We start from the raw sequence: 19,826 nt of genomic DNA, 5'->3' as shown, positions 1-19,826 counted from the left end.
AAAATTAATTAGACTCCAAATGGATTCTTCGGTCAACCTGTGATTGAAAAAATTGGATTCGATTTGTGTATCGAATTTTAATGATAACTAGATGTAGTATTAAGTTAATCTAGATATAGGAGAGAAAGTTTTTCTATGATGTTTGGTTATGCCTAGTTTCTTTAATGCTTGTAAGTGTTGTTTGGTTCCATATCCAAAATTTTTATCCCAATGATAACCTTTATTTTTTTTTGATAGAGTAGCAACTAATCTATCTCTTGATACCTTTGCTATTATAGAGGCTGCTGAAATTGAGGGAATTTTTTTATCACCCTTTATGATCGATTTTAATTTATAATTTTTTAATTTTGGAATTTTGTTTCCATCTATTAGAATAAGAGTTGGTTTTTTTGTTAATTTTAATATAGCTCTTTTCATAGCTAGTAAACTTGCATTTAGTATATTGAGTTTTTCAATCTCACTAACAGAAGCTTTGCCTAATGACCAAATTGAATTTTTTTTAATATAATTAAAAAGGTATTCTCTCTTTTTTTTACTCAACACTTTTGAGTCTTTTAAAATTTTTGGATCCACAGATTTTTTTAGAATGACAGCAGCAGCATAAACAGGACCTATTAAACTACCTCTGCCTACCTCATCAACACCAGCTATTAATTTCATTAGATTGTTAATTTTAACTCTTTAACTTTTTCTCTTATTTTTTTTAAATCTTCCCATGAATATTTTTTGTTATCCGGATATCTAATTAAATAAGAAGGGTTAAAAGTTATCATTAAAGGATAAGTATTTTTATTTAAAATTATTTCCTTCCATTTACCTCTTTCTGAAGATATTTTTTCATTAATCCCAGTAACAGCTTCCATAGCTGTACTACCCATTAAAATTATAATTTTGGGATCAATAATAGATATATGTTCTTTTAAAAAGTTTGAGTAACGTTTAATTTCTTGTGAAGTTGGTTTTCTATCCTCTGGTGGTCTAAAATTTATTGCATAACTTGTATAAATATTTTCTCTTTTAATATTTATTGCTATTAACATTTTGTCTAAAAGCTCTCCACTCTCTCCTTTAAAAGGGTTTCCAACTTTGTCTTCAATTTCACCTGGAGCTTCTCCTATTAACATTATAGGACTATCAATATTTCCTTCTCCAAGAACAATATTTTTGGAATTATTTCTTAGTTTGCAATTTTCAATTGAATTTAATTGTTTCTTTAGATTTTCTAATAAATCTTGTTTATTTCTTTGATTGATATCACTTTTTTTTTTGACCTCAGAAAACCTATTAATAGGTTTTTTATCAAATACAAAATTGGTTTCTATTGTATTTATTAATTCTTCGTTTATTTTGTCGTTTTGATTTATCAATTTTTTCACCTTACAAGGATTAAATGATATCTAAAATATTTAAAATCATATTATTATTAGTGTTATCCTATCAGACACCCGTTTATTCTAAAAGTACAAGTTTTAATGATTTCAACTCAAGAGATTTATCTAATTATTTTTCTGGTATTGTAGCTTATGAAAATAGAGATAATTCAGAAGCTTTAAAATATTTCAATTTAAGTAAAGTTTTACTAAATAGCCATGACAATTATTTAAAAAGATACGTTAATTCTCTTGTATTGGAAAACAAAGTAGCTCAAGCAATTAATGTTATAAAAAATAACTCAAAAAAAAGTAACTCTGATTTTTTTGATGCATATGTTTTATTAATAATTGATAGTTTGAAAAAAAATGATTTTGATAAAGCTGATATTTACTTAGATCAAAGTTTGAGATTTCAGGAAGAAAATAGAATTAATCTAGTAATTTTTGAGACTTTAAAGCAGTACATTTACACTTTTAAAAATAAAAAACTTTTACCTAATAAGAAAAATTTTGGAAACTTATCATTAATAGCTGAGGCGTTTCAAAGATGTCATTATAATGATCAAAGAACCAGCTCTTTCTTTTTAAATTTAATTAATAATCAACAAGGTGATTATTCAAGATATATATTTTTTTATATAAATTATCTAATTCAGAATAAGGAGTTTGATCAGGCAAAGTCAGTAATTGATCAAATTGATTATATTGGCTCAACACTTTTGTTAACTCAAACCAAAAGCTGGATAGATAATAATAAGTTTAAAAGTTTTGAAAAAATTTTCTCATGTGGAAACCATAATGATATAATTAGTGAATTTTTATTCTTGATATCAAATCTTTATTCATCACAAGATAATTTTGAAAAATCAAATTTTTATTTAAATTTATCAATATACTTAAATCCTAAATTTGAATTTAATTTATCACTCGTTGCAGAAAATTTCTTTGCAGATGGTGAATACAACAAGGTAAAAAAAATAGTAAGAAAATTTAAAGAGACTGATGAGTTTTATTATTGGTTTAGAGTTAAAAAAGAAGCGCAAATAATAGTGAAAGAACAAAATTATGAAAAAGGCACAAGCCATATCGAGTCTAAATTTAAAAATATTGAAAAACCTAATCCAAAGATGATTTTTGATTTAGCGAATTTTTATAAAAACTCTAAAAATTATGAACTTGCAATCGATTATTATTCAAGATTAATCTCCTCACTAGAGGATACTTCTGTAATTAAATCGGATGTTTTGTATAGAAGAGGTGGGAGTTACGAAAGATTAGGTAATTATGAGAAGTCAGATGAAGATTTACTTCATGCATTAAGAATAAGACCTAATGATGCATACGTCCTAAATTATCTTGCTTATTCTTGGTTAGAACGTGATTACAAAATAGATGAAGCGATGGAAATGTTAAAAATAGCATATGATTTAAAAAGTAATGATCCCTATATTATTGACTCAATTGGTTGGGCATATTTCTTGATAGATGAATATGAAGAGGCAGAAAAATATTTAAAAAGAGCTGTAGAATTAATGCCTGATGACCCAATAGTAAATGATCATTATGGAGATATATTGTGGAAGCTAGATCAAAAAATTCAGGCAAGATATTTTTGGAATAGTGTGTTGAGCTTTGATGATACTGAAGATGATATGAGAGAAAATATAAACAAAAAATTGATTACTGGCTTAAAATCTATTCAATGAAATTAAATTTAAAGTCTCATGCTAAAATCAATTTAGCTCTCAATGTAACAGGAAAAAATAAATCATTACACAAAATTGAAAGCATCATTAGTTTCATTGATTTGTATGATGTTATTTCAATAAAAAAAATAAGAGATGAAAAACATAATATTTCTTTTCAAGGGAAATTTGCGAAAGGTATTGGAAAAAAAAATACTGTTCAAAAACTCTTTAAAATATTAGGTCGAGAAAAGTTATTACTAAATCAAAAATTTAGAGTTTCTATAACAAAGAATATTCCTCAAAAAGCAGGACTTGGTGGCGGTTCTATAAATGCTGCAAGTATTTTAAATTTTTTAAATAAAAAAAAGGTAATTAAAATAAGTGAAAAGAAAATTTTGGAGGTTTGCTCTGAAATAGGGTCTGATGTTATTTTAGGTATAAACCCGTCTAGCTCAGTTTTACTTTCAAACAATAAAATTAAAAAATTTTTTAATTGTCCGACTCTAAATATGCTTTTAATAAAGCCTAATTTTGGTTGTGCGACAAAAAAAATTTATTCTAACGTTAAAAATTTTACAAAATCAAAATTTAATAATCCAAAAAAAATTATGTTTGGTTATAAATTTTTAAAAAATCAAAGTAATACTTTAGAAGATGTTGCAATTTCAAAATACCCACAAATAAAAAAGATTAAGTTATTTTTAGAAAAGACTAATAATCCTGAGTTTGTAAGAATGACTGGGTCTGGATCTACAGTTATTGCATACTATAAATCAGTCAAAGACTGTAATTCAGCAAAAGTTCAATTTAAGAGGAAATTTAAAAATTGTTGGTTGTATGTATCAAAAACTATATAAATTTATTTTTTTTGTGTTATAGGATCTATAATATTGGGGCGTAGCCAAGCGGTAAGGCACGGGTTTTTGGTACCTGCATCCTAGGTTCGAATCCTAGCGCCCCAGCCATATATATGGATAAATTTTTAGATAAAATTTTTTTTAGGTCCAAAAATCTTAATTATATAAGTAAAAATATAAAAAACATATCCCAGAACACTCCTGCAAAAAAAATTTTTGAAGCAATTAACAATTATTCTGAAAATAGTGAATTAAGATTTGTTGGAGGGTGTATTAGAAAAATTATAAATCGAGAAGAAGTAGATGACATTGATTTAGCAACTAACATTACACCAGATGAAGTTTGTGATGCACTAAATAAACATAAAATTAAATTTTTTGAGTCAGGTAAAGAACACGGCACGATAACTGCAGTAATAAATGAAAAAAACTATGAAATTACTTCACTTAGAAAAGACGTTGCTACAGACGGAAGACATGCAAAAGTTGAATTTACTTCTGATTGGAAAGAAGATTCAAAAAGAAGAGATTTTACAATTAATGCTATTTACTCTGATAGTTCAGGAAATTTATTTGATCCACAAAATGGTAAGCTAGATTTAAATAAAGGTGTTTTAAAATTTATTGGAGATCCAGAAAAAAGAATTCAAGAGGATTATTTAAGAATATTAAGATATTTCCGTTTTCATATTAATTATTCAACTGAAAATCATAAAACAGAGGTAATTAAAATATTTAAAAAAAATATCAAAGGTATTTCGAACTTATCTGCTGAAAGATTATTAGATGAATTTAAAAAGACAGTTAAATCAAAAAATTTTCTCAAATTATTTGAAGATCAACAAAGTTTAGAAATATTAGAAATAGTATTTCCACAATTTAAAAATATTAATCATTTTAAGAAACTGAATTCATTTAGTTCCAAAGTTATTAGCAACTTTGACTTTATTTTTGTAATTGCTTTGCTGATTATCGATGAAACAGACAATACTGACTATTTTATTTATAAATTTAAAATCTCAAAAAAAGATCAAAAGAGGCTTAAATTAATTCATTATTTTTTCAAAGAAAAGGTGAGTATTAAAAGTTTTACAGAAAAAAACTTTAATAAAATATTTTACTATAATGGTAGACAAACTGTTATTGATATAATTAATTTTAAATTGTTCTATTCAAGTAAGGTGGAGAATAAATTATTAAAACTACTTAAAATTTACGAAAATAAAACATTGCCTGAATTAAAAATTGGAGCAAATATTTTAATGTCTAAGTATAAAATTCCTGAGGGTAAAATTTTAGGTAATAAGTTAAAACTTATAGAAGAAACCTGGGTTCAAAATGGATTTCAAATTTCAGATAAACAGGTTGAAAAAATTGCAAAGAGTTAAATATATTTAACGTCTTTAATTTCAAAATTCTTTATCCCAGAAGGGGTACTTATTTCTACAAGATCACTTTTATTTTTACCTATTAATCCTTTTCCAATTGGGGACTGAAAGAAAATTAATTTTTGTTTTAAGTCAGCTTCATCTTTTCCAACAATTTTATAATTTATTTTTTCTCCACTATCTAAGTCTTCTAGATATACAGTTGATCCAAAAATTACTTTACCCTCATTATTTAATTTAGTTACATCAATTACGTTAGCTCTGGCTATTATGTCGTTTATTTCAGTAATCCTACCTTCATTATGAGATTGTTCTTCCTTTGCAGCATGATATTCGGCATTTTCTTTTAGATCTCCATGCGATCTTGCTTCAGCAATTGCGGCAACGATCTCAGGTCTTTTCTTTTCTTTTAAAAAAATAAGTTCTTCCTCTAATTTTTTTAAACCATTTAAGGTAATAGGTTCTTTTTCCATTTTTTTATTTCCACTTAGCTAAAGGAGGTAACGACATTAAAATTCCTTCTACATTACCACCAGTTTGTAATCCAAATTTAGTTCCTCTGTCATACAGTAAATTAAATTCTGTGTAACGACCTCTTTTAATATACTGCTTCTCTTTTTCTTTTAAAGACCATTTTTTCTTAATTTTTTTTCTAATAATTTCATTAAAGATCATTTGAAAAGTAATACCAACATCTCTTACAAATTTAAAATCTTTTTCGAAATTATCATCTTTATAATCAAAAAAAATTCCCCCAATTCCTCTAGCTTCTTTTCTGTGGGGTAAATAAAAATATTCATCACACCATTTTTTATATTTTTTATAATAATTTTTATTATGTTGATCACACATTAACTTTAAAGTTTTATGAAATTTATTTTTTTCATTATCATCTTTGATGGCCGGGGTTACATCCATTCCCCCTCCAAACCAATTTTTTTGAGTGCTGATATATCTTGTATTAAAATGCATAGCTGGAATGTGCGGATTTTGCATATGCATAACTATTGAAATTCCTGAAGCCCAAAATCTAGGATCTTTCTCAGCTCCTGGTATATTTTTTTGAAATTTTTTAGGAAATTTTCCATATACCTTTGAGAAATTTACTCCTACTTTTTCAAAAATTTTTCCATTTTTTAAAATTCTATATTCACCACCTCCTTCATCTTTTTTAGAGTTTCTTTTCCAAGAAGTTGATACAAATTTTATTTTGTTATTTTCTAATTCAAGTATGTCATTACAAATTGCATTTTGTAATAATTTGAACCAATTGCTAGCCAGGTCTTTTTTAATTGAATTGTCCATATTACATTAAATTATTTTGCCTTAAACTTTCAGCCAAAACTATTGCAACTGAGGATGCTATATTTAGAGATCTCGCATTTTCATTCATTGGAATTTTTAGACGATCACCAATCAGCTTATGAACCTTCTCTGGAACACCAGCGCTCTCTCTTCCAAATAATATTGTATCATCAGCTTTAAAATTAAATTTAGTATAATTTATAGAAGCCTTTGTTGTCATTAAAACAATTCTTTGATTCTTTTTTTCTTCAAAAAAATGTTCTGCACTTTGGTAGAATTTAATTTTACTATAGTCCATGTAGTCCATGACAACTCTTTTAAACCTTTTGTCAGATAATAAAAATCCACAAGGCTCAATAATTTCTAATTCCGCCCCTAAACAGGCACACGTTCGTATAATTGCAGCTGTATTCTGTGGAATATCTGGCTCGTATAGTGAAATTTTAGGTCTAGGTTTCATCCGTAATGTGTCATTCTTTCAGTAGAAAAATTACTGTTATCTTATAAGAAATCGTATATTAAATTAATTTTTTAACAAAAAACTATTTAAAATGTCAGATAAAAAGCCAAAAAAAAGAAGAGATTTTTTATTTACAGCGACCACAGCTGTAGGTGCAGTTGGAGCTGCAGCAGTAGTGTGGCCCATGGTAGATCAAATGAACCCAGATGCTTCAGTTAAGGCATTAGCAAGTACCGAGGTAGATGTAAGTTCAGTCAAACCTGGAAACACAATTACAGTTCTATGGAGAGGAAAACCAGTTTTCATCAGAAGAAGAACACAAGAAGAGATCGACGAAGCAAGATCTGTTAAAATGGAAGAATTAATTCATCCAGAAAAAGATGAGGATAGAGCAAAAAATCCTGAATGGTTAGTCATGCTTGGAGTTTGTACTCATTTAGGATGTGTGCCTTTGAATGACAAAGGTGATTATAATGGATGGTTTTGTCCTTGTCACGGTTCTCACTATGATACGTCTGGAAGAATTAGAAAAGGACCAGCTCCTTGGAATATGGAAGTTCCAAAATATGAATTCGTAAACGCAAACACAATTAAAATAGGATAGTACAGTTGTTATGAGTGATCACGATTATCAACCTAAATCAAAAGTTGGTCAATGGTTTAATGATAGATTACCGTTACTAACTCTTGCAAATCATTTAACAGATTATCCTACTCCAAAAAATTTAAATTACTGGTGGACATTTGGAGGAATTTTAACTTTTTGCTTAATCACACAAATTATAACAGGATTAACTTTGGCAATGCATTACATTGCTCATGCTGACATGGCATTCGAAAGTGTTGAGCATATAATGAGAGATGTTAACTACGGATGGTTAATTAGATACATACATGCAAATGGTGCATCGATGTTTTTTCTTGCTGTGTATATTCATATCTTTAGATCATTATTTTATGGTTCTTACAAAGCACCAAGAGAAATAATTTGGATTATTGGTATAGTAATTTACTTGTTAATGATGGCAGCTGCATTCATGGGCTACGTCTTACCTTGGGGACAAATGAGTTTCTGGGGAGCAACTGTTATTACAAATTTATTTAGTGCAATCCCGTTAGTAGGTGAGGGAATTGTAACATGGTTATGGGGTGGATACTCAGTTGATAATCCAACTTTAACAAGATTTTTTACTCTACATTATTTAATCCCATTCTTAATAGCAGGACTTGTAATTTTACATATATGGGCTCTGCATGTACCTGGAAATAATAATCCAGTTGGTATTGATATCAAAAAACCATCTAAGGATACTGTCCCATTCCATCCATACATTGTTATTAAAGATGGTTTTGCATTATTAATGTTTATGATTGTTTTTGCATTTTTTGTTTTTTATACACCTAATATTTTGGGTCACGCAGATAATTACATAGAGGCAAATCCTATGGTAACTCCAGCTCATATAGTTCCAGAATGGTATTTGTTACCTTTTTACGCAATACTAAGATCGGTACCGGATAAACTACTTGGAGTAATTGCAATGCTATCTGCTATTTTAATACTTGCAGCTTTACCTTGGTTAGATACTTCAAAAATTAGATCAGCAGTATTTAGACCTTTGTATAAACAGTTTTACTGGATTTTAGTAGCAGACGTTTTAATTCTTGGTTACATGGGAGCAATGCCTGCAGAAGGTCTTTATTTATTAATTGCAAGAGTAGCCACTGCCTATTATTTCTTACATTTCTTGGTTATTCTCCCTGTGCTTGGATTTAAAGAGAGAACATTACCTGTTCCACTAAGTATAACAGAGCCTATTTTAGGTGGATCACCAAACTTAGAAGCTGCAAAACACAGAGAAAGTAAAATAAAATAAAGTGAAAAAGTTATTTAAACTAATTTTAATACTTTCATTTTTTTCTCTAATTAGTGCCCAAACATTTGCTGCAGAAAAAGTAGATTATCTTAAAACAGATTGGAGTTTTAAAGGTCTTTTTGGAAAATTTGATAGAGCAGCTCTTCAAAGAGGATATCAAGTTTATACGGAAGTTTGTGCTTCTTGCCATTCAATGAAATATTTAAGCTATAGAAATTTATCAGAAGAGGGTGGACCAGAGTTTTCAGAGGCAGCTGCAAAAGCAATCGCTGCTTCTTTTGAAGTTACAGATGGACCAAACGCTGATGGCGAAATGTTTACTAGACCTGGAAAACTTTCGGATAAATTTGTAATGCCATACGACAATGTAAAAGCCGCACAAGCAGCTAACGGAGGAGCTTATCCACCAGATATGTCTGTTTTAGTTAAAGCTAGAGGTGGTGGAGTTGACTATATTTATTCTTTACTTCAAGGTTATCAAGATCCACCAAGTGGAGTAACTTTGGATGATGGAGTTTATTACAACAAATATATGTATGGTAATAAGATCAGAATGGCAGCACCATTATCTGATGGAATTGTAGAGTACGGGGATGGTACTAATGCATCAGTTGAACAGATGTCAAAAGATGTAACAACATTTTTAATGTGGGCTGCGGAGCCTCACTTAGAAGCAAGACACCAAATGGGATTTAAAGCTATAGTATATTTGATTATTTTAACTATTTTAGTTTACTTTAGTATGAAGAAAATCTGGTCACGTGTTGAATCTGAAGTTTAAAACATCTCCATCTTTAACAATATAATCTTTTCCTTCTAATCTCATTTTCCCATTTGCTTTAGAATTTACCCAGCCATCATTTGCTATAAAATCTTCATAAGAAATAGTTTCAGCTCGTATAAAGCCTTTTTCAAAATCAGTATGTATTTCGCCTGCTGCCTTAGGAGCTGTACAATTTTTTTTAATTGTCCATGCTCTTGTTTCTTCAGGACCCGATGTAAAATAAGTGTCTAGTTCTAGTATATTGTAACCTTTTTGAATTAACATATTTAATCCAGTTTCTTTTAAACCTATCATTTCCATATAATTTTTTTTCTCTTCAGCAGGTAGTTCATTAATTTGATTTTCAATATCAGCGGATACAATTAGTGTATTTTCATTCCCAAATTTTTCTATGAAATCATTTGTATATTTATTACCGTTCTGAACACTTTGTTCATCAACATTACAGATATATATTTTTGGTTTTATTGATAATAAACCGCTTTGATTTAATTGCTTGGTATCAAATTGTGTTTTTAGAACCGGAATATCTTTGTCATTATTTATGCAATCAAGAGCAATTTCTAAAATTTTAAGTTGTTCCTCATCTACATTTTTCTTGTTATTTTTTTCTAATCTTTTTTGAATACTTTCAAGATCTGCAAGCATCATTTCAGTTTCAATAATTTCCAAATCTCTCACTGGGTTTACGTCAGGATTAACATTTTGGATATCATCTGAATCAAAACATCTAATCATATGAATTACAGCATCAACTTCCCTGATATGAGAAAGAAATTTATTTCCTAATCCTTCTCCTTTTGAAGCTCCTTTTACAAGACCAGCAATATCAACGAATGAAATTGTAGTATTAATTACCTTTTTAGAGTTAGAGACTTTTGATAATTTGGACAATCTTTCATCTGGTACGGGAACTACACCAACATTTGGATCAATTGTACAAAATGGAAAATTAGCTGCTTGTGCTTTACTAGAATTTGTTAGTGCATTAAAAAGCGTAGACTTACCAACATTTGGCAAACCAATAATTCCACATTTAAAACTCATTATTTATTATTAACTGTACTTGAAAATAGATCTAATTTTTTTTCAATTAATATTGAAATTGACTCAGTAATATTATTTGTAATTTTTTCTAATCCAACCATTTCATCTTCATCAAAATTTTGAAGTACAAAATCACTTACTTCCATGTTATCTTTTGGTTTTCCAATACCAATTCTTACTCTAGAATAATCTTTACCAATAAATTTATCTATTGAAGCTATACCATTATGACCTGCACTAGATCCACCAAACTTAGCTTTAATTTTCCCAAATTCTACATCTAAATCATCATGAAAAACTATGACATCCTCGGCATCAATTTTAAAATATTCTATTAATTCTCTTATACAAATTCCTGAATTATTCATGAAAGTTAAAGGTTTAATTGCATATATTTTTTTGTCTCCAACATTTCCTGTTGTAAGCAAACCTTTAAATTTTGGTTTTTGTTTTGATAGACCAAATTTTTTATTTATCGAGTCTATAATTTTAAAACCTACATTATGTCTATTATTTTCACTATCGGGCGTTGGGTTACCTAGTCCTACAAATAAAAGCATAAAAATTTTTTAATGGAAAACAAACTTCAGTCTAAATAATTTATTTTTTTTCTTCAGCAGGCTTTTCTTCGCCTTCAGCAGCTGGTTTATCGCCTTCAGCTGGTGCAGCAGCCTCGGCACCCGCTTCACCCTCTGCAGCTTCAGCTTCAGCTGGTTTTTCTGGCTCTTTCATTACAGTTGGAGCCGCAAGTGTTGCAATAACAAAATCCCTACCTTGAATAGTTGGTACAACTTCAGGATCTAGATTAATTGATGAAATTTTAAAACTTACTCCAATATCAATACCATCTAAATCAATTAAAAGATTGTCAGGTATTTTTTCACTTGGACATTTTAATTCAACTTTTCTTCTTACAATATTTAATACTCCACCTTTTTTTAATCCAGGTGATTTTTCGTGATTAATAAATTTAACTGGAACCTCAATTCTAATTTTTAGACCAGGCACAACTCTTAAAAAATCAACATGTATAGGTTCGTCTGACAAGATGTGATATTTTACTTCTCTTGGAAGTACATTTTGTGGTTTACCGTTTACATTTAATGTAAGAATTGTAGACAAAAAATTTGAGTCTTCTAACATCGACTTTAGCAGTTTCTTAGATATAGAAACTTTTTCATTTTGAGCTTCACCACCATAAATTATAGCCGGAACTTCTCCATTATCTCTGAGTGAGTTAAGCTCGCCTTTTGTTTTAGTATCTCTGATGTTAGCTTCTAAAGTATTCATAAAAACAAGGGTTTTTAGCTCAAGATCCTTAATAACACAAGGTAATTATTTAAATAAATCAGATACAGAAGTAGAATTTGATATTCTTTTAATTGCTTCACCCATTAGCCCTGAAATAGATAAAACTTCAATGTTTTTTACACCTTTAATTTTGTCACTATTATCAATTGTGTCTGTAATTACTAAATTTTTGATAACAGAATTTTTAATTTTTTTGACCGCTTCGCCACTAAGTACACCGTGAGTAATATAAACATAAACTTCTTTTGCACCTCTATCTTTTAGAGCTTTAGCTGCATTTACAATTGTTCCACCAGAGTCGATGATATCGTCTACAATTATACATGTCTTACCTTTTACATCCCCAATTACATTCATAACCTGAGATTGTCCTGGCTTAGGTCTTCTTTTATCTACTATAGCTAAACCAACATTTAAAAGTTTTCCAAGAGATCTTGCTCGCTCAGTACCACCCACATCTGGCGCTACACAAATCATATTTTTACTTTTAATTTTTTTCTTAACGTGTCTTGCAAAAATAGGAGTAGCAAACAAGTTATCTACTGGAATATCAAAAAATCCTTGAATTTGTCCTGCGTGCAAATCTACTGTTACAACACGATCTGCTCCTGCTTTTGTAATTAAGTTTGATACTAGTTTTGCTGAAATTGAAGTTCTTGGGACAACTTTTCTATCTTGTCTTGCATAACCAAAATATGGAATTACAGCTGTTATATTTTTGGCAGATGATCTTTTCAAAGCATCTATACATAATAAAAGTTCCATTAAATTATCATTAGCTGGAGAAGATACAGATTGAATAATAAAAATACTATTTCCTCTTATGTTTTCATTAATCTCAACATAAATTTCACCATCAGAAAAATTTCTAATACTTGAATTGACTAATTTAGATTTTAAATATTTAGCAATATTCTTACTAAGAGGTTTGTTGCTATTTCCTGATAATAATTTCATGAAAAAACCTAATTAAGCATAATTATTGAAATATTTCTACCATAATCAGCATGATTTAAACTTTTTGATCTTCTAGCACTAAAAAATTTATTTTTAGCATTGAATGTATCAACGTCAATTTTTTCTATTTTTTTTACACCAGACTTAAGAATTAATGATTTAACATAACTAGATAAGTTAAAATATAACTTTTCTTTACCTATTTTAAAAAATTTATGATTTGTTTTGTCTTTTCTTATAAATTTTTTATAAAAATCTTTTTGAACTTCATAATTTTTAACTGATATTGATGGACCTATAACTGCTGTAATATTTTTTGTTTTGGATCCTCTCTTAATCATAAATTTAATCACTTTTGATACTATTCCCTTAAAGGCACCTTTCCATCCTGAATGAATTGCAGCTATCATTTTTCTCTGATTGTCAAAAACAAGTATTGGTACACAATCTGCAGTCAAAACCGCAATAGGTAAATTTACTTGGTCAGTAATAATTGCATCAGCCTTAGGTTTTATTTTTGATTTATGCTTTTTGTCAATAAACACGAATTTATTACTATGAATTTGGTTAAGTAAAAAAATATTTTTTGAGTTCTTAGAAATTTTTTTTCTAACAATATTTAAATTTTTTTTTACATTTGCACTATTGTCATTTGAACCTGGACCACAATTTAAACTTTTATAAATATTTTTTGATACACCACCGATGCTATTAAAAAAACCATGTTTAATAGCTTTATATTTTGAAAGTTTTTTAGATTTAATCAATTTGAAAACCTGTTTTAAATTTATTGTTTTTAATTTTAATCAACATTACCTTAAACAACTCCCCCATTTGTTTCTCATCAATTAAACGTCTAATTCTATAAAATAGATCTGTTTTTTGTGAGAAGGCTATATTATTACTTACAATCTCTGCTCTCTGCAAAATTCCCATACTTGTTAAGAATTTTTTTTGATTAGTAATTAGATGATCTAGTTTTTCAAATTGATTAATATAATTAGCATATAAATTAAAATTTAAATTGTATGTGATATCAGTGTCGCCAATATCTTCTAATATGTTTGAAAATTTATGATCTTTTATTGCTTGAATAGTATTTTTTATTTTCAGATCTAAATATCCATAATCAATTATTAAAAGTCCACCATCTCTGTTCTCAATAATTTTACAAATTTTATCTAGATATTTAAACGCTTCCGGAGAGTATTCAATAACATCTTGGTCCTTAGATATTTCAAATTTAAGTTCTTGTTCTATTGTTTTAATATCAACTTCTTTGTCATTGAACTCAGCCTTTTTGTAAGTTTTTAAATTAACATACCTTTCAAACCAATTATTCTCCTTTTTAAAAAATTGCTTTATTGGAAGTGCATCAAAAAATTCGTTTGCAAGATAAATGCAAGGAAATGTGTTATCGATTTCAACTTCATTTACCCAGATTATTTTTTCAGAATTTAAATTTTTTTTTTGTGCATCAATTAAATATGAGCTTTTTTCATGAATCATTAAATTACAGGAGTTAAAACAATCAGGAAAATTCTTTAAAGTTTCAGATACAACTTTCATCATCTCTCCATTACCAGCACCAAGTTCAATTAAGTTAAATTTTTTAGGTGAACCGATGCTTTTCCAAAAAGTTATTACCCAAATCGCAATTATTTCTGAAAATAGTCTTGTGATGTTGGGAGACGTAATAAAATCACCTTCCTCTCCAAAGGGATTTTTTTTCATATAATAACCATTTTCTTTATCGTAAAGAGCGTGATTTATAAATTGATCTAGAGGTAAATTAGTCGACTTGTTCATTTTTTTTTCAAAAAGAAAATAATTAATCCAATTATCAAAAAGATAAAACTTATTAACTGACCCATAGTTAAATTGAATATTAGGTATCCCAATTGATCATCTGGAACTCTAAAAAATTCAACAATAAATCTAAAGATTGAATAAAAAATTAAAAATAATCCAGAAATCAATCCAGCTTTTTCATAATTTCCTCTACTTCTAAAATAAACTAAAATTAAAAATAAAATTAAACCTTCTAATAATGCCTCATAAATTTGTGAGGGATGTCTTGGTTGATTATCTATTTGTATGAAAGTAACTGCCCAAGGTAAATTAGTTATATTTCCATAAAGTTCAGAATTTATAAAATTTGCAATTCTTCCAAAAAATATTCCAATAGGTGCAACTAGAGCAACGACGTCTAAATATAAAAACGCATCTTGATTATTTTTTTTTGCAAACAATATAGTTGCTATAAAAATACCAATTACTCCTCCGTGAAAAGACATGCCGCCTTCCCATACTTTTAAAATATCTAATAGATTATTGATATAGAATTCAAAATTATAAAATAATACATAACCAATTCTTCCACCTAAAATAATTCCGATGATTAAGTACGTTATATAATCATCAAAGTTTTTATTTATTTCAGAATTCTTTAAGAACAGTTTTTTTGCTATTAACCATCCAAATAAAATACCAGCTATATAAGCTAGAGAATACCATCTAATTTCTAAAGAAAATATTTCTACTGCAACTGGGTCAAAATTATTGATGAACATTTTAAATTATATCTATATTGTATATCTCAAATATGAAAAATTCTAAATTTATAATTGATAAATTTGCAAAACTACTAGAGCAGGGATTAATAACTTCAAAAGATTTATCATCTGAAATCTTAAATATATTTAAGTCAAAGAGAGATGAATTTGTTTTTAAAATGAAACTTACTAGCAAGGATGAATTTGAGATTCTTTCAAAGAGAGTAGAAAATTTAGAAAATAAAATTTCAAAATTAGAAACAAAAAAAAGGAAGAAAACTAGACCGGCAAAAAGATCTTAACTCTTAGCCCGTTAAATTTTGATTTTTCCAGCATAATGTTGCCACCATGGGATTTGATAATATCAGAAGCAATTGACAGTCCTAGACCAACACTAGATTTTGAATCATTTCTACCTTTGTCCATCTTATAAAAAGGTTTAAATACGTTTTCATGTTCTTTTTTAGGTATCCCTGGACCGTCATCATCAATAATTATAAATAGGTTTGTATTTTTTTTGGTTAGGCTTATTTCAACTTTGTTTGCATATTTTAATCCGTTATCAATCAAGTTATTTAAAGATCTATTGATAAGGTTCTTTCTGCCATTAATGTAAATTCTAGGAATTAAATTATAAGAAATGTTTTTATTATTATATTTTTTTATAATTTCCTCTATTAGTTCTGAAAGATTAAACATTTCGTCTTTTTCAACATATGACGAGCTTGTAAATTGCAGATATTCATTAAGCATTTTTTCCATTTCGTTAATATCATCTGTTAACTTATCAACTGCATCTTTATCTTTAAGAAAAGCTAATTGTAGCTTCATTCTTGTTAAAGGAGTTCTTAAATCATGACTAATGCCTGATAACATTTCAGTTCTCTGATTAAGATGTCTTTCAATTCTCTTTCTCATTTTGTCAAATTCATGACCTGCTTGACGTATCTCAAGTGCTCCTGAGGGTTTAAATTCTTCTATGTCTTCTCCTTTTCCAAATCTCTCAGCAGCGCGAGCTAAATTTGTAATTGGTCTCGTTTGGTTTTTTAAAAATATTAGTGAAATAATAACCATTATAATTGCAGGAACTGTAATCCACAGTGCGAATATTCTTGCAGAAGTACTAGTAACTCGATCTTTTGGAACTAAAAATTTAAAATATCCATTTTCATATTTTATTCTTAAATCAACTAGTTCTCTATAGTTTGTAGTATTAAACCAGAAAATTTTAGGAGAAAATTTAGATTTTAATTCTCTTCTTAAAGTTCGATCAATTGGACTAAACCATCTTTCTTTATTTAGATCACTTAATTTTTCATCAACAACTAATTCAATATTTAAATCTAGAAATAATGAAAATAGGTTTGTCACTTCTTGTTTATCATTTTCCTCATTTTGATAAGCTTCTAAAAAAGCACTAATTTCATTAACCAGGGTTCTGGTCATGCCTTTATTAGTTTTAATCCACAAACTATCAAAAAAAACAATGGTGATTATTAATTGGATAGTAATTACTGGGACAGCAACAATTAAAAGTGCTCTATAAAATAATCTTTTTGGTAAAACTTTTTTTAAATAATTACTCAATCCAGAGAACATATCCTGCACCTCTAATTGTTTGCAAAAACTTAGGACTTTTTTGATCTATTTCAATTTTTTTTCTTAATCTAGTAATAATAACATCGATAGATCTTTCTTTATCTAGATTAATCAATTTTCCTATATCATCTCTTGAAAATGTTTTTCCAGGACTATTAATCATTTTTTCTAAAATTGTCTTTTCAGTATTATTAATTTTAAATTCTTTTTGATCTCTAATAATTAAAAGTTTATTTAAGTCGATTTTGACATTTTCAAATTCAATAATTCTTTTTTGCTCAGTTTTTTTTGTTTTATCTAAAATATTTTTTATTCTTAGAATTAATTCTTTAGGTTCAAATGGTTTGGGTAAATAATCATCTGCACCAACTTCAAGACCTTCTATTCTTTCCTTAGCTTCCCCTTTAGCAGTAAGAAGTATTATTGGAGTATCTAGATTTTTTTTATTTTCCTCTATAAATTCTAATCCATTCTTTCCAGGCATCATTATATCCAGCACAATTAAATCAAACTTTATTATTTTTATTTTCTCTGAGGCATCTTCAGCACTGTCAGCTGTGGTTACTAAATAATTATTTTCGTTTAGAAATTTTTTGACCAATGATCTAATACCATCATCGTCATCAACTACTAAAATATGAGCTAAAAAATTATCCATTAATTATTTTATTTAATACATTGTCAAAATTAACAACTTCTTCTGAAGATGAGTTTAAAAGAGCAGAATAAATTCTTTTTTTTTGCAAATTAAAAATTTCTTCAAATATTTTCTTTCCTTTTTCGTTTAAAAACACATGTTTAACCCTAGTATCCTGATCATTTTTCTTAAATATGACGATGTCTAACTTTATTAAATCTTTTAAAACTCTGTTGAGGCTCTGCTTAGTTACTTTTAATTTTTTTAGAAGATCTGAGATAGAGATACCTTCATAAGATGAAATTAGGTGAATAACCTTATGGTGAGCTACACCAATTGAGTATTTATCTAAAATTTTTTTAGAGTCAGAAAATGTCTCTCTGTAACTAACAAATAATTTTTCAATTAAACCCTTAAGTTGATCATCTTTAAGATATAAAAGTTCTTTCATAATGGGTAAGTTATATTGACATATCAAAGATACAAAGATATTTTTCACTGATATTTTAAAATATTTTCACTAATGATACCGTACGATAAAAGATCTGGAAAAATTTGGTACAACGATAAACTTGTTGATTGGGGAGATGTAAAACTCCATGTTTTAAGTCATGGTTTGCATTATGCGAGTTGTGTTTTTGAAGGTGAAAGAGTTTATGATGGCTCAATTTTTAAATTAGAGGAACATACATCTAGATTTTTTCATTCTGCTAGAAGAATGGGTTTTGAAATTCCTTATACTGAAGAGCAAATAAATACTGCTTCAAATAAAATTATTGCAACTCAGAATGTAGAAAACGGATATGTAAGACCAGTAGCTTGGAGAGGCACTGAAATGATGGCTATCTCAGCACAACAAACAAAAATTCATGTTGCGATTGCAACTTGGGAATGGGGATCTTACTTCGATCCAAAACTAAAAGTCGAAGGCATTAAATTAAATATTTCAAACTGGAGAAGACCAGCTCCTAATACTATTCCTTGGGATACTAAGGCTTCAGGTTTGTATATGATTTGCACATTATCTAAACATGAAGCTGAAAAGCAAGGTTTCACTGATTCTTTAATGTTAGATCACGAAGGTAATATTGCTGAAGCAACAGGCGCCAATGTATTTTTTAAAGATAAAAATGGAGAAATTCACACACCAATCCCAGATTCATTCTTAGATGGAATTACAAGAAGAACTGTAATCGGAATCGCAAAATCAAAAAATATAAAAGTACATGAAAGAAAGATTAGTCCAACAGAACTTTCTAATTTTGTAGGATGTTTTTTAACAGGAACTGCTGCTGAAGTTACACCAGTATCTTGTATTGCAGAAAATCAATTCAAAGTTTGCGAAACTATTATTGATCTTAATGAAAGCTATCAAGCGTTGGTAAGAAAGAAAAAAGCAGCCTAATCTTTGTTATCTTCAGATATTGCGTGATCAATACCTTTTCGTAAATAATCATAACCTGTAAATAAAGTAAGCGCAGCTGATAACCATAAAAGAATAATCCCAATAGTTTGAGCATTATAATTTTCAAAGTTGATTATTTTATTTCCAGTATCTCCAGAAAGAAGAAGACCAATAGCAACCATTTGCAAAACTGTTTTAAGTTTAGCAAGATTTGAAACTGGAAGTTTAATCTGACCTTTTGCTAAAAATTCCCGTAATCCTGAAATTAAAATTTCTCTAGTTAAAATTATTATGGCTGCAATAACTTCATAATTTCTGATTGTTCCATCCATCACCAGTAAAATTAGAGCTGTAGCGACTATAATTTTATCTGCAATTGGATCTAAGAGTTCTCCTAATTTAGATTCTTGGCCTAACATTCTAGCTAACATGCCATCTAAGAAATCTGTAAATGAAGCAATTATGAATAAAATTAAAGCAGTTAAATCACCATAAAAGCCAGGTAGATAAAATGCTAAAACGAAGAAGGGTACAATTATTATTCTCCCTATTGTTAGAATATTTGGAATTTTTTTTAACATAA

24 protein-coding genes and 1 tRNA gene are annotated in these 19,826 nt (G+C 28.3%); 9 read left to right on the top strand and 16 right to left on the bottom strand.

All coding sequences use genetic code 11. From position 1 onward, the window contains the following. Positions 1 to 99: 99 nt before the first annotated feature. Together ACTTBI_RS05360 and ACTTBI_RS05355 are read right to left on the bottom strand one after the other, a co-directional pair. Positions 100 to 660 carry a ribonuclease HII gene (locus ACTTBI_RS05360; RefSeq protein WP_440653005.1) on the bottom strand — a complete coding sequence of 187 codons (561 nt, stop codon included), beginning with the start codon at positions 658 to 660 and terminating at the stop codon, positions 100 to 102. Beyond that, on the bottom strand, positions 660 to 1,376 hold the full coding sequence (locus tag ACTTBI_RS05355) for a uracil-DNA glycosylase (protein WP_440653004.1): 717 nt from the start codon (positions 1,374 to 1,376) through the stop codon (positions 660 to 662). Before ACTTBI_RS05355 ends, ACTTBI_RS05360 begins: the two co-directional genes overlap by 1 nt. 14 nt (positions 1,377 to 1,390) lie before the next feature. Between ACTTBI_RS05355 and ACTTBI_RS05350 the strand changes: the two genes are divergently transcribed. The 4 genes from ACTTBI_RS05350 to ACTTBI_RS05335 all read left to right on the top strand — a co-directional run bounded on the left by ACTTBI_RS05350 (position 1,391) and on the right by ACTTBI_RS05335 (position 5,306). Continuing rightward, positions 1,391 to 3,079 (top strand): tetratricopeptide repeat protein, encoded by a 1,689-nt coding sequence (locus ACTTBI_RS05350; RefSeq protein ID WP_440653003.1) that lies wholly within the window; start codon positions 1,391 to 1,393, stop codon positions 3,077 to 3,079. After that, on the top strand, positions 3,076 to 3,918 hold the full coding sequence (locus ACTTBI_RS05345; RefSeq protein WP_440653001.1) for a 4-(cytidine 5'-diphospho)-2-C-methyl-D-erythritol kinase: 843 nt from the start codon (positions 3,076 to 3,078) through the stop codon (positions 3,916 to 3,918). The genes ACTTBI_RS05350 and ACTTBI_RS05345 overlap by 4 nt, the downstream gene beginning before the upstream one ends. A gap of 34 nt (positions 3,919 to 3,952) precedes the next feature. Then, positions 3,953 to 4,026, top strand: a tRNA-Gln gene (locus ACTTBI_RS05340). 5 nt (positions 4,027 to 4,031) lie between these two features. After that, positions 4,032 to 5,306: a CCA tRNA nucleotidyltransferase gene (locus ACTTBI_RS05335; protein ID WP_440652999.1), complete on the top strand. Its 1,275-nt coding sequence runs from the start codon at positions 4,032 to 4,034 to the stop codon at positions 5,304 to 5,306. On the opposite strand, the gene greA is transcribed toward ACTTBI_RS05335, so the two are convergent. The 3 genes from greA to ACTTBI_RS05320 are packed head-to-tail and all read right to left on the bottom strand — an operon-like array spanning position 5,303 to position 7,071. After that, on the bottom strand, positions 5,303 to 5,779 hold the full coding sequence (gene greA / locus ACTTBI_RS05330; RefSeq protein WP_075506396.1) for a transcription elongation factor GreA: 477 nt from the start codon (positions 5,777 to 5,779) through the stop codon (positions 5,303 to 5,305). The genes ACTTBI_RS05335 and greA overlap by 4 nt on opposite strands. 4 nt (positions 5,780 to 5,783) lie before the next feature. Beyond that, positions 5,784 to 6,611 carry an oxygen-dependent coproporphyrinogen oxidase gene (hemF, locus tag ACTTBI_RS05325; RefSeq protein WP_262589766.1) on the bottom strand — a complete coding sequence of 276 codons (828 nt, stop codon included), beginning with the start codon at positions 6,609 to 6,611 and terminating at the stop codon, positions 5,784 to 5,786. Position 6,612: 1 nt separating this feature from the next. Further along, a complete protein-coding gene (locus ACTTBI_RS05320) occupies positions 6,613 to 7,071 on the bottom strand; it encodes a tRNA (cytidine(34)-2'-O)-methyltransferase (RefSeq protein ID WP_440652997.1) in 459 nt (152 codons plus the stop codon). A gap of 91 nt (positions 7,072 to 7,162) precedes the next feature. Between ACTTBI_RS05320 and petA the strand changes: the two genes are divergently transcribed. Genes petA through ACTTBI_RS05305 form a run of 3 tightly spaced genes read left to right on the top strand, consistent with a single transcriptional unit; the run spans position 7,163 to position 9,729 of the window. Beyond that, positions 7,163 to 7,675 (top strand): ubiquinol-cytochrome c reductase iron-sulfur subunit, encoded by a 513-nt coding sequence (gene petA / locus ACTTBI_RS05315; RefSeq protein WP_075506393.1) that lies wholly within the window; start codon positions 7,163 to 7,165, stop codon positions 7,673 to 7,675. A gap of 10 nt (positions 7,676 to 7,685) precedes the next feature. Beyond that, positions 7,686 to 8,948 carry a cytochrome b gene (locus tag ACTTBI_RS05310; protein WP_440618930.1) on the top strand — a complete coding sequence of 421 codons (1,263 nt, stop codon included), beginning with the start codon at positions 7,686 to 7,688 and terminating at the stop codon, positions 8,946 to 8,948. A gap of 22 nt (positions 8,949 to 8,970) precedes the next feature. Beyond that, on the top strand, positions 8,971 to 9,729 hold the full coding sequence (locus ACTTBI_RS05305; protein WP_306452584.1) for a cytochrome c1: 759 nt from the start codon (positions 8,971 to 8,973) through the stop codon (positions 9,727 to 9,729). Here the strand turns inward: ACTTBI_RS05305 and ychF are convergent. From ychF to lgt, 7 genes are read right to left on the bottom strand one after another with little or no spacing between them, the layout of a single operon-like run. Further along, complete coding sequence (gene ychF, locus ACTTBI_RS05300; RefSeq protein WP_440652995.1) at positions 9,706 to 10,779, bottom strand: redox-regulated ATPase YchF; 1,074 nt, start codon at positions 10,777 to 10,779, stop codon at positions 9,706 to 9,708. The two genes, ACTTBI_RS05305 and ychF, sit on opposite strands and share 24 nt — an antisense overlap. Further along, the gene (gene pth, locus ACTTBI_RS05295; protein ID WP_440618927.1) at positions 10,779 to 11,339 is read right to left on the bottom strand and encodes an aminoacyl-tRNA hydrolase; all 561 of its coding nucleotides are present in this window, start codon (positions 11,337 to 11,339) and stop codon (positions 10,779 to 10,781) included. The genes ychF and pth overlap by 1 nt, the downstream gene beginning before the upstream one ends. Before the next feature lie 40 nt (positions 11,340 to 11,379). Continuing rightward, entirely contained in the window at positions 11,380 to 12,069 is a 690-nt protein-coding gene (locus tag ACTTBI_RS05290) for a 50S ribosomal protein L25/general stress protein Ctc (protein ID WP_440650963.1), read from the bottom strand. 45 nt (positions 12,070 to 12,114) lie between these two features. After that, positions 12,115 to 13,047: a ribose-phosphate pyrophosphokinase gene (locus ACTTBI_RS05285; protein WP_440652994.1), complete on the bottom strand. Its 933-nt coding sequence runs from the start codon at positions 13,045 to 13,047 to the stop codon at positions 12,115 to 12,117. Positions 13,048 to 13,055: 8 nt separating this feature from the next. Beyond that, positions 13,056 to 13,814, bottom strand: a complete 759-nt coding sequence (gene pgeF, locus ACTTBI_RS05280; RefSeq protein ID WP_440652992.1) for a peptidoglycan editing factor PgeF — start codon at positions 13,812 to 13,814, stop codon at positions 13,056 to 13,058. Next, positions 13,807 to 14,856, bottom strand: coding sequence for an SAM-dependent methyltransferase (locus tag ACTTBI_RS05275; RefSeq protein WP_440652991.1), 1,050 nt, complete (start codon positions 14,854 to 14,856; stop codon positions 13,807 to 13,809). The genes pgeF and ACTTBI_RS05275 overlap by 8 nt, the downstream gene beginning before the upstream one ends. Continuing rightward, positions 14,853 to 15,620 (bottom strand): prolipoprotein diacylglyceryl transferase, encoded by a 768-nt coding sequence (gene lgt / locus ACTTBI_RS05270; RefSeq protein ID WP_440652990.1) that lies wholly within the window; start codon positions 15,618 to 15,620, stop codon positions 14,853 to 14,855. Before lgt ends, ACTTBI_RS05275 begins: the two co-directional genes overlap by 4 nt. 32 nt (positions 15,621 to 15,652) lie before the next feature. Here lgt and ACTTBI_RS05265 point away from each other — a divergent pair, with 32 nt between their 5' ends. Continuing rightward, entirely contained in the window at positions 15,653 to 15,904 is a 252-nt protein-coding gene (locus tag ACTTBI_RS05265) for a hypothetical protein (RefSeq protein ID WP_440634689.1), read from the top strand. On the opposite strand, the gene ACTTBI_RS05260 is transcribed toward ACTTBI_RS05265, so the two are convergent. From ACTTBI_RS05260 to ACTTBI_RS05250, 3 genes are read right to left on the bottom strand one after another with little or no spacing between them, the layout of a single operon-like run. After that, positions 15,882 to 17,201 (bottom strand): ATP-binding protein, encoded by a 1,320-nt coding sequence (locus tag ACTTBI_RS05260; RefSeq protein ID WP_440652988.1) that lies wholly within the window; start codon positions 17,199 to 17,201, stop codon positions 15,882 to 15,884. The two genes, ACTTBI_RS05265 and ACTTBI_RS05260, sit on opposite strands and share 23 nt — an antisense overlap. Beyond that, entirely contained in the window at positions 17,182 to 17,859 is a 678-nt protein-coding gene (locus ACTTBI_RS05255) for a response regulator (RefSeq protein ID WP_440652987.1), read from the bottom strand. Before ACTTBI_RS05255 ends, ACTTBI_RS05260 begins: the two co-directional genes overlap by 20 nt. After that, a complete protein-coding gene (locus ACTTBI_RS05250) occupies positions 17,852 to 18,289 on the bottom strand; it encodes a MarR family winged helix-turn-helix transcriptional regulator (RefSeq protein ID WP_440633761.1) in 438 nt (145 codons plus the stop codon). Before ACTTBI_RS05250 ends, ACTTBI_RS05255 begins: the two co-directional genes overlap by 8 nt. Positions 18,290 to 18,361: 72 nt before the next feature. Here ACTTBI_RS05250 and ACTTBI_RS05245 point away from each other — a divergent pair, with 72 nt between their 5' ends. Continuing rightward, the gene (locus ACTTBI_RS05245; protein ID WP_440652985.1) at positions 18,362 to 19,243 is read left to right on the top strand and encodes a branched-chain amino acid aminotransferase; all 882 of its coding nucleotides are present in this window, start codon (positions 18,362 to 18,364) and stop codon (positions 19,241 to 19,243) included. On the opposite strand, the gene pgsA is transcribed toward ACTTBI_RS05245, so the two are convergent. Then, positions 19,240 to 19,824, bottom strand: a complete 585-nt coding sequence (gene pgsA / locus ACTTBI_RS05240; RefSeq protein ID WP_440613807.1) for a CDP-diacylglycerol--glycerol-3-phosphate 3-phosphatidyltransferase — start codon at positions 19,822 to 19,824, stop codon at positions 19,240 to 19,242. The two genes, ACTTBI_RS05245 and pgsA, sit on opposite strands and share 4 nt — an antisense overlap. Between the last annotated feature and the right edge of the window lie 2 nt (positions 19,825 to 19,826).

It is taken from the genome of Candidatus Pelagibacter sp. HIMB1542, assembly GCF_052047835.1.
Taxonomy (GTDB): domain Bacteria; phylum Pseudomonadota; class Alphaproteobacteria; order Pelagibacterales; family Pelagibacteraceae; genus Pelagibacter.
Note: the sequence above shows the minus strand (reverse complement) of the source record. Positions and strands in the feature narration are given on the sequence as shown.